The following is a 6,926-nucleotide window of genomic DNA, read 5'->3' as shown; positions in this document are numbered from 1 at the left end:
CGATGAAGGTGGCGATCGCCGTGCTGCGGCGCACCTTGTCGGCAAGCGAACCAAGCTCCTTCTGGAACACCACGTTCTCGAGCTGGGGAATGCGCGCCGCCAGGCGCTGCTTGCGGTCGGTGTCGTAGAAGAACACCGCGTCCGCCAGGCGTGGGCGAATGACCTTCTCGTTGCCAGAGATCACCTGCTGCGGATCGGCGCTCTCGATGTTGGAAATGGTGATGAACAGCGGCTTGAGTGCGCCGTCGTCGTCCAGCAGGTGGAAGTACTTCTGGTTCGCCTTCATCGACGAGATCAAGCACTCCGCCGGCACCTTCAGAAAGCGCTCGTCGAAGCTGCCGGTCAGCGCCACCGGCCACTCTACCAATCCGCTCACCTCGACCAGCAGATCCTCGTCGATCACCGCCGTCGCGTCGACGACCTCGGCTTCGGCCAGTACCTGCTCGCGAATGCGCTCGCGGCGCTGGGTGCGATCCGCCAGCACGTAGGCGTTCTCGAGGGTGTCGAGGTAGTCGTCGGCGTGGGCGAGCTGAAGAGCATTCGGCGCGTGGAAGCGGTGGCCGTAGGTGGTGCGGCTGGCCTCGAGGCCCAGCGCTTCGGCGGCGATCACGTCACTGCCGTAGAGGGCCACGAGCCAGTGTACCGGGCGCGAGAATTCGACCCGCGAGGCGCCCCAGCGCATGTTCTTGGGCACGGGCAGCGACGTGAGCGTCTTGCGCACGAGCGCCGGCAGCAGTGCCTGCACGCTCTCGCCGCTCTGGCGCTCGCGGTAGCCAAGCCAGGTGCCCTTGTCGGTTTCCAGGTGGATCAGCTCGTCGACGCTCACCCCGCAGGAGCGGGCGAAGCCTTCGGCGGCCTTGGTCGGCACGCCCTCCTTGAAGGCGGCGGCCAGCGCCGGGCCGCGCTTTTCGACTTCGCGGTCCGGCTGCTTGTCGGCCAGGTTCTCCACCCGTACGGCCAGGCGGCGCGGGGTGGCGTAGGCGATGACTCGGTCGAAGGCGATCTCGGCCTCCAGAAGCCCCTTTTCGATGCCGGCGGCAAAGGCGTCCGATAGCGCGTCGAGGGCGGTGGGCGGCAGCTCTTCGGCGCCGAGTTCGAGTAACAGCGTATCAGCGGCCATTCAAGCGTCTCCCTGGTCGTCCAGCAGTTCACGGCGAAGGGCTTCGGATGCCATGGGGAATCCGGCGTCCTTGCGCGACTGGTAATAAGCGTGGGCCACGTCACGGGCCATGGTGCGCACCCGCAGGATGAAGCGCTGGCGCTCGGTGACCGAGATCGCGTGGCGAGCATCCAGCAAGTTGAAGGTGTGCGAGGCCTTGAGCACCTGCTCGTAGGCGGGCAGCGGAAGTGCGGCCTCCAGCAGCTTGCCGCACTCCTGCTCCTGGTGATCGAAATTGGCGAAGAGCTGGTCGACGTCGGCGTGCTCGAAGTTGTAGGCGGACTGCTCGCGCTCGTTCTGCAGGTAGACGTCGCCGTAGGTGACCTTGCTGCCGTCCGGGGCGATCGCCCAGACCAGGTCGTAGACGCTGTCGACGTCCTGCAGGTACATGGCGATGCGCTCGAGCCCGTAGGTGAGCTCGCCGGTCACCGGGTAGCACTCGATGCCGCCGGCCTGCTGGAAGTAGGTGAACTGGGTCACCTCCATGCCGTTGAGCCACATTTCCCAGCCCAGGCCCCAGGCACCGAGGGTGGGGGATTCCCAGTTGTCCTCGACGAAGCGCACGTCGTGGACCAGTGGGTCGAGCCCGAGGCGCTTGAGCGAGCCCAGGTAGAGCTCCTGGAAGTGGGCCGGGGAGGGCTTCATCACCACCTGGAACTGGTAGTAGTGCTGCAGGCGGTTGGGGTTCTCGCCGTAGCGGCCATCGGTGGGGCGCCGCGAGGGCTGCACGTAGGCGGCATTCCAGGATTCCGGGCCGATCGAGCGCAGGAAGGTGGCCGGGTGGAAGGTGCCCGCGCCTACTTCCATGTCCAGCGGCTGAAGGATCACGCAGCCCTGTTCCGCCCAGTACTGCTGCAGCGCAAGGATCAAGCCTTGAAAGGTCGACACGTCCGGCGTCGATTGATTCGTCGAGACACTCATCGCAAAAAGCACCATTGGCCATGAATTCATTAGCCGTCAAGTATACAATCCCCAGCAGATGGGTTATAGGCACGCATGCCTTTCAAGCCGCTTTTGAAGGAGATCCCATGATCGTAGTGACTGGCGGGGCCGGATTCATCGGCGCCAATATCGTCAAGGCGCTCAACGCGCGCGGGCGCACCGACATCCTGGTGGTGGACGACCTTTCCGATGGCACCAAGTTCGTCAACCTGGCCGACTGCACGCTTTTCGATTACCGCGACAAGGACGACTTCATCACCGAGGTGCGCGCCTCGCTCAGGGGCGAGCCGTGTGACCTGCCCGCCATCGAGGCGATCTTCCACGAAGGCGCCTGCTCGGACACCACCGAGTGGGATGGCCAGTACATGATGGAGAACAACTTCGAGTACTCGAAGCTGCTGCTCGAGTACTGCGAGCAGCACGGCATTGCGCTTCTCTACGCCTCCTCGGCGGCCACCTACGGCGGCAGCGACGTGTTCAAGGAGTCGCCGGAGTTCGAGAAGCCGCTCAACGTCTATGGCTACTCGAAACTCCTGTTCGACCAGCACGTGCGCGCGCGGATGCCGACGCTGACCACCCAGGTGGTCGGGTTTCGCTACTTCAACGTGTATGGCCCGCGCGAGCAGCACAAGGGCAAGATGGCGAGCGTGGCCTTCCACAACCACAACCAGGTGAGCGCCGGCGGCGATTTGAAGCTCTTCGGCGCCCATGATGGATTCGAGGCCGGCATGCAGAGCCGCGACTTCGTGTTCGTCGGCGACGTGGTGGACGTCAATCTGTGGTTTCTCGACCACCCGAAGGTGTCCGGCATCTTCAACCTGGGCACCGGTCGCGCCGAGCCGTTCAAGGCGATCGGCGAGGCGGTCATCGACTACTACGGCAAGGGCACCATCGAGTACATCGACTTCCCCGAGGAGCTCAAGGGGCGCTACCAGAGCTATACCCGTGCGGACATCTCACGCCTGCGCGAGGCGGGCTGCGACGTCGAGTTCAAGACCGTCGCCGAGGGCGTGAAGGCCTACCTGGAGTGGCTCAATGGCTAGCGTCGGGCCTCGGCTGCTGGTCGTCGGCCCCTCATGGGTGGGCGACATGGTGATGGCCCAGAGCCTGTTCATCACGCTCAAGCGCCAGCACCCAGGCGCCCACTTGGGCGTGGTGGCGCCTGCCTGGTCGCAGCCGGTTCTGGCGCGCATGCCGCAGGTGGACGAAGTGCTGCCCCTGGCGGTAGGGCACGGCCAGTTCGGCTTGAAGAGCCGTCGCGAGCTGGCGGCTCGCCTGAAAGGGCGCTTCGATCGCGCCATCGTGCTGCCGCGCTCCTGGAAGGCGGCGCTGGTGCCATTTCTGGCGCGCATCCCCGAGCGGGTGGGGTTTCTCGGCGAGTACCGCTACGGGCTTCTGACCGAGACGCGCAGGCTCGACAAGGGCGTGCTCGACCAGACCGTCAAGCGCTTCGTGTCGCTCGGCCTGCCCGGGGAGCAGGCGAGCCGGGGCACGTTCGACATTCCCGCGCCGCGCCTTGGCGTGGATCATGACAACCTCGTGAACCTGCGCCTGAAGCATGCGCTCTCCTCGCGCCTGGCGGTGGGCATGATGCCCGGGGCGGAGTACGGACCGGCCAAGCAGTGGCCGCCGGAGTACTTCCGTGCGCTGGCTCGCCGGCTGATCGAGGATGGTTTCGAGGTGCGCATCTTCGGCGGGCCGAAGGATCACGCGGTGGGCGAGCGTATCGTCGAGGGCCTGGAGCACGCCCACAACCTGTGCGGCGCCACGTCGCTCGCCGATGCGGTGGACCTGCTCGCCGACTGCCGCCAGGTGGTCACCAACGACTCCGGGTTGATGCACGTGGCCGCCGCCGTGGGCGTGCCGGTGCATGCGCTCTACGGCTCGTCGTCGCCGCGCTACACGCCGCCGCTGACCGACAGTGCCACCATCCATTATCTCGGGCTCGAATGCTCGCCCTGCTTCAAGCGGGTATGCCCGCTCGGCCACACCAACTGCCTCAACCAGCTGGGCGAACAGGGGGTTTACCACGCCCTGCGCGCGGTGCAGGCGCGCGCGGGCGGGGTGATCGTCAGCGGTCGGGGGTGATGACCTGCTCGACGGGCGAGGCCGCCTCGCGGCGCTGGGGAGCGAGCCCCTCCCAGAGGCGGTGCTGAAGGGCGGTCTCCTCGCGCAGGCGTTCGTTGAGCACGTCGAGGCCGTGGGTTTCGGCTAGCGTCGAGTGATCGCCGGTCAGCGAGGCCCCGAGCCCGGCGCGGTGCTCCTCCAGCGGCAGGCCGAGCGCCTCCAGCAGGGTGGGAAAGACGTCCAGCATGGCGGCGTTGCGGCGGATGCGCTCGGGTTCGATGCCGTTGCCCAGCATGATCAGGGTATTGTCGCGATCCAGCGCCGTCAGCTGGTCCCACACCGAGACGCGCATGGTCAGATGATCGCTCATCAACACCACCAGCGTGTTCTCCAGAAGCCCCTCGGCCTCGAGCCGCTCGATCAGATCCCGCGCCTGCCAGGCGGAGCACTTCACCGAGTAGAGAATGTCCTGGCCGTCGAAGGGGCCCTGGCGGTCGATGCAGGTCTGCGAAGGAAAGCCGTGAGGGGCATGACCGGCCAGGCTCAGGTTGACCACCGCCCAGGGGCCATCGTCTTCTTGCCGGTAGCGGCGAATCTCGCGCTCGACCTCGGCGTAGAGGGTGTCGTCGAACACTCCCCAGCTGTTGACGTACTCCGGGTCGTCAAGCTCGGGAAGCCAGTCTTCCTTGCCCTTGACGGTCTGGAACTGGTGGCCGCGGTAGAACAGCCCCTTGCCGGCGAACTGCGAGCTGGCCCCGCCCAGGTAGCTCAGCCGGTAGCCCTGGCCCGCCAGGATGTCGCCCAGGCAGTCGACGCCGGGCACTACCTGCTGCAAAGGTTCGAACTGGGTGTCGTGCAGAAGTCCCGCCGGCATCAGCGGTACGCCGCACTGGCTTGCGATCATGCCGGCCATGGTCCAGCCGGTGTTGTCCATCTGGCGAATGCCCTCGAACACCCGGCCGCGCTCGCCGAGCGCCTCGAGATCGGCGTAGGCGTCGCCGAAGACATCGCTCGAGTAGGTACGCTCCAGGCTCTCCAGGTACATCAGCAGCAGATTGGGCCGGTGCGTCTGCTCCTCGGTGGGCGGTGCCACGTAGCGCCGGTCGAGCCACTCACCGTCGTCGGTGACGATCGCCGCGCTGCGCTGGCCAAGGCCGTAGAGCAGCGGGTTGATCGCCAGGATCAGCAGGGCGAAGAAACGCTCGGCCAGTCGCCAGCGCGGGTCCCGGCGCGCAAGCCAAGTGACCGAGGCCAGCACCGCCAGCATGCTCACCACGTACACCGCCGCGATGACGACCTTGCCGCCGCCACCGTGGTCGGTCATGCCTGCCTGAAGATGGAAGAACACCGCGCCGAGATCGACGTTGCCGAAGCTGTCGGCAAGATAGACGTAGATGCCCAGAAGGCTCAGCGGCACAAGCGACCAGGGCCAGATGCGCCGGTAGCGCGCGTTGCGCGGCACCCCCCAGTTGAGCTTCAGCCCCACGCCGATCCACGCCGCCGCCATGATGAAAAGCGACCACCAGGGCAGGCGCGTGACTACCGTCACGGCGTAGCCGAGGCTTGCGCCGATGACCAGCAGCGGAAGCCACGGGGTGAATCGAGAGGTCCTTGTCGACGCCATGCCAAATTCCCTTTCCATCTTCGACCGAATGAGTATGGTAGCTTACCAAGTTAGTGCGCGCCGGTGGGAAGATCGCCGGCGGGCAACGCTATTCTCGACTGCGCTGGCAAAGGTGACCCGTGGCCATTTCCGCTGTACTGATCGTCAAGAACGAGGCGCACCACCTGCGTGCCTGCCTCGAAACGCTCTCCTTCGCCGACGAGATCGTCGTGCTCGACGCCGGAAGCCAGGACGAGACCCTCGCGATCGCCCGTGAGTTCACCGACAACGTCCAGGTGGCGGCGGATTGGCAGGGGTTCGGCGTGCAGCGCCAGCGCGCCGAGGCGCTGGCGCGCCATGAGTGGATCCTGATGATCGATGCCGACGAGCGCGTCACCGAGGAGCTCGCCCGCAGCATCCAGCAGGCGGTGACGGTGCCCCCGGCGGTGTATGCGCTGCCCCGGCTCTCCTGGTGCTTCGGGCGCTTCATCCGCCACTGCGGCTGGTACCCGGACCGGGTGCTGCGCCTCTACCCCAAGGGGCTCGCCTCCTACAACGCGGCGCTGGTCCACGAGAAGCTGGTGGTGCCGGATACCCTCGAGGTGCGTCCGCTCGCCGGCGATCTCTTGCACTACACCTACCGCGACGTGCGCCACTACCTGGAGAAGTCCGCGCATTACGCCGATGCCTGGGCGGAGCAGCGCGCCGCCCGGGGCAAGACGGCCTCTCTCGGCCAGGGCGTGGCCCACGCGCTGGGCTGCTTTCTCAAGATGTATCTGCTCAAGGCGGGCTTCAGGGATGGCCGGCAGGGGTTCTTGCTGTCGCTGCTCTCGGCGCACTCCACCTTCAACAAGTACGCGGCGCTATGGGTGCGCGGCCAGTCCGGCCCGGAGCAGCGCTGAGATCTCGTCGGCGGCGGCGGCGAGGTCGATGGCCGTCATGTCCTGCTGGGCCGCTTTGACAGGCGGGCTGAAGGCCAGGCGCCTGTCGGCGTCCTTGCAGGTCTGCCAGCGCAGCGGCGTTGCCGAGCGCTTGGCGGGATAAAAACCGGCGGTGGCGACATTCAGACAGCCGGCGATGTGCAGAGGGCCCGTGGAGCCGGCGATCAGCAGATCCGCGCCGGCTCCACGGGCCCTCTGCACATCGCCGGCTGTC

6 protein-coding genes and 1 pseudogene are annotated in these 6,926 nt (G+C 66.6%); 3 read left to right on the top strand and 4 right to left on the bottom strand.

The window, feature by feature from the left end; all coding sequences use genetic code 11:
- Both glyS and glyQ read right to left on the bottom strand, forming a co-directional pair.
- A partial coding sequence (glyS, locus tag BIS11_RS08075) for a glycine--tRNA ligase subunit beta (RefSeq protein WP_253585902.1) occupies window positions 1–1,120 on the bottom strand: 1,120 nt, incomplete at its 3' end.
- Complete coding sequence (glyQ, locus tag BIS11_RS08070) at window positions 1,121–2,080, bottom strand: glycine--tRNA ligase subunit alpha (protein WP_253421707.1); 960 nt, start codon at window positions 2,078–2,080, stop codon at window positions 1,121–1,123. It abuts the gene before it with no gap.
- A 107-nt stretch (window positions 2,081–2,187) separates the two neighbouring features.
- On the opposite strand from glyQ, the gene rfaD reads away from it, so the two are divergent.
- Entirely contained in the window at window positions 2,188–3,144 is a 957-nt protein-coding gene (rfaD, locus tag BIS11_RS08065) for an ADP-glyceromanno-heptose 6-epimerase (protein ID WP_253421702.1), read from the top strand.
- Complete coding sequence (gene waaF, locus BIS11_RS08060) at window positions 3,137–4,189, top strand: lipopolysaccharide heptosyltransferase II (protein WP_253421699.1); 1,053 nt, start codon at window positions 3,137–3,139, stop codon at window positions 4,187–4,189. The genes rfaD and waaF overlap by 8 nt, the downstream gene beginning before the upstream one ends.
- On the opposite strand, the gene BIS11_RS08055 is transcribed toward waaF, so the two are convergent.
- Window positions 4,173–5,792, bottom strand: coding sequence for a sulfatase-like hydrolase/transferase (locus tag BIS11_RS08055; protein WP_253421695.1), 1,620 nt, complete (start codon window positions 5,790–5,792; stop codon window positions 4,173–4,175). The genes waaF and BIS11_RS08055 overlap by 17 nt on opposite strands.
- A gap of 119 nt (window positions 5,793–5,911) precedes the next feature.
- Between BIS11_RS08055 and BIS11_RS08050 the strand changes: the two genes are divergently transcribed.
- The gene (locus tag BIS11_RS08050; RefSeq protein WP_253421692.1) at window positions 5,912–6,673 is read left to right on the top strand and encodes a glycosyltransferase family 2 protein; all 762 of its coding nucleotides are present in this window, start codon (window positions 5,912–5,914) and stop codon (window positions 6,671–6,673) included.
- Here BIS11_RS08050 and BIS11_RS08045 read toward each other — a convergent pair.
- A pseudogene (locus BIS11_RS08045) lies at window positions 6,635–6,926 on the bottom strand (hypothetical protein); the annotation flags it as partial. The gene BIS11_RS08050 and the pseudogene BIS11_RS08045 sit on opposite strands and share 39 nt — an antisense overlap.

Source organism: Halomonas sp. 707D4, assembly GCF_024158685.1.
Classification (GTDB): Bacteria; Pseudomonadota; Gammaproteobacteria; order Pseudomonadales; family Halomonadaceae; genus Vreelandella.
This window is presented reverse-complemented; position numbering and strand designations above follow the sequence as displayed.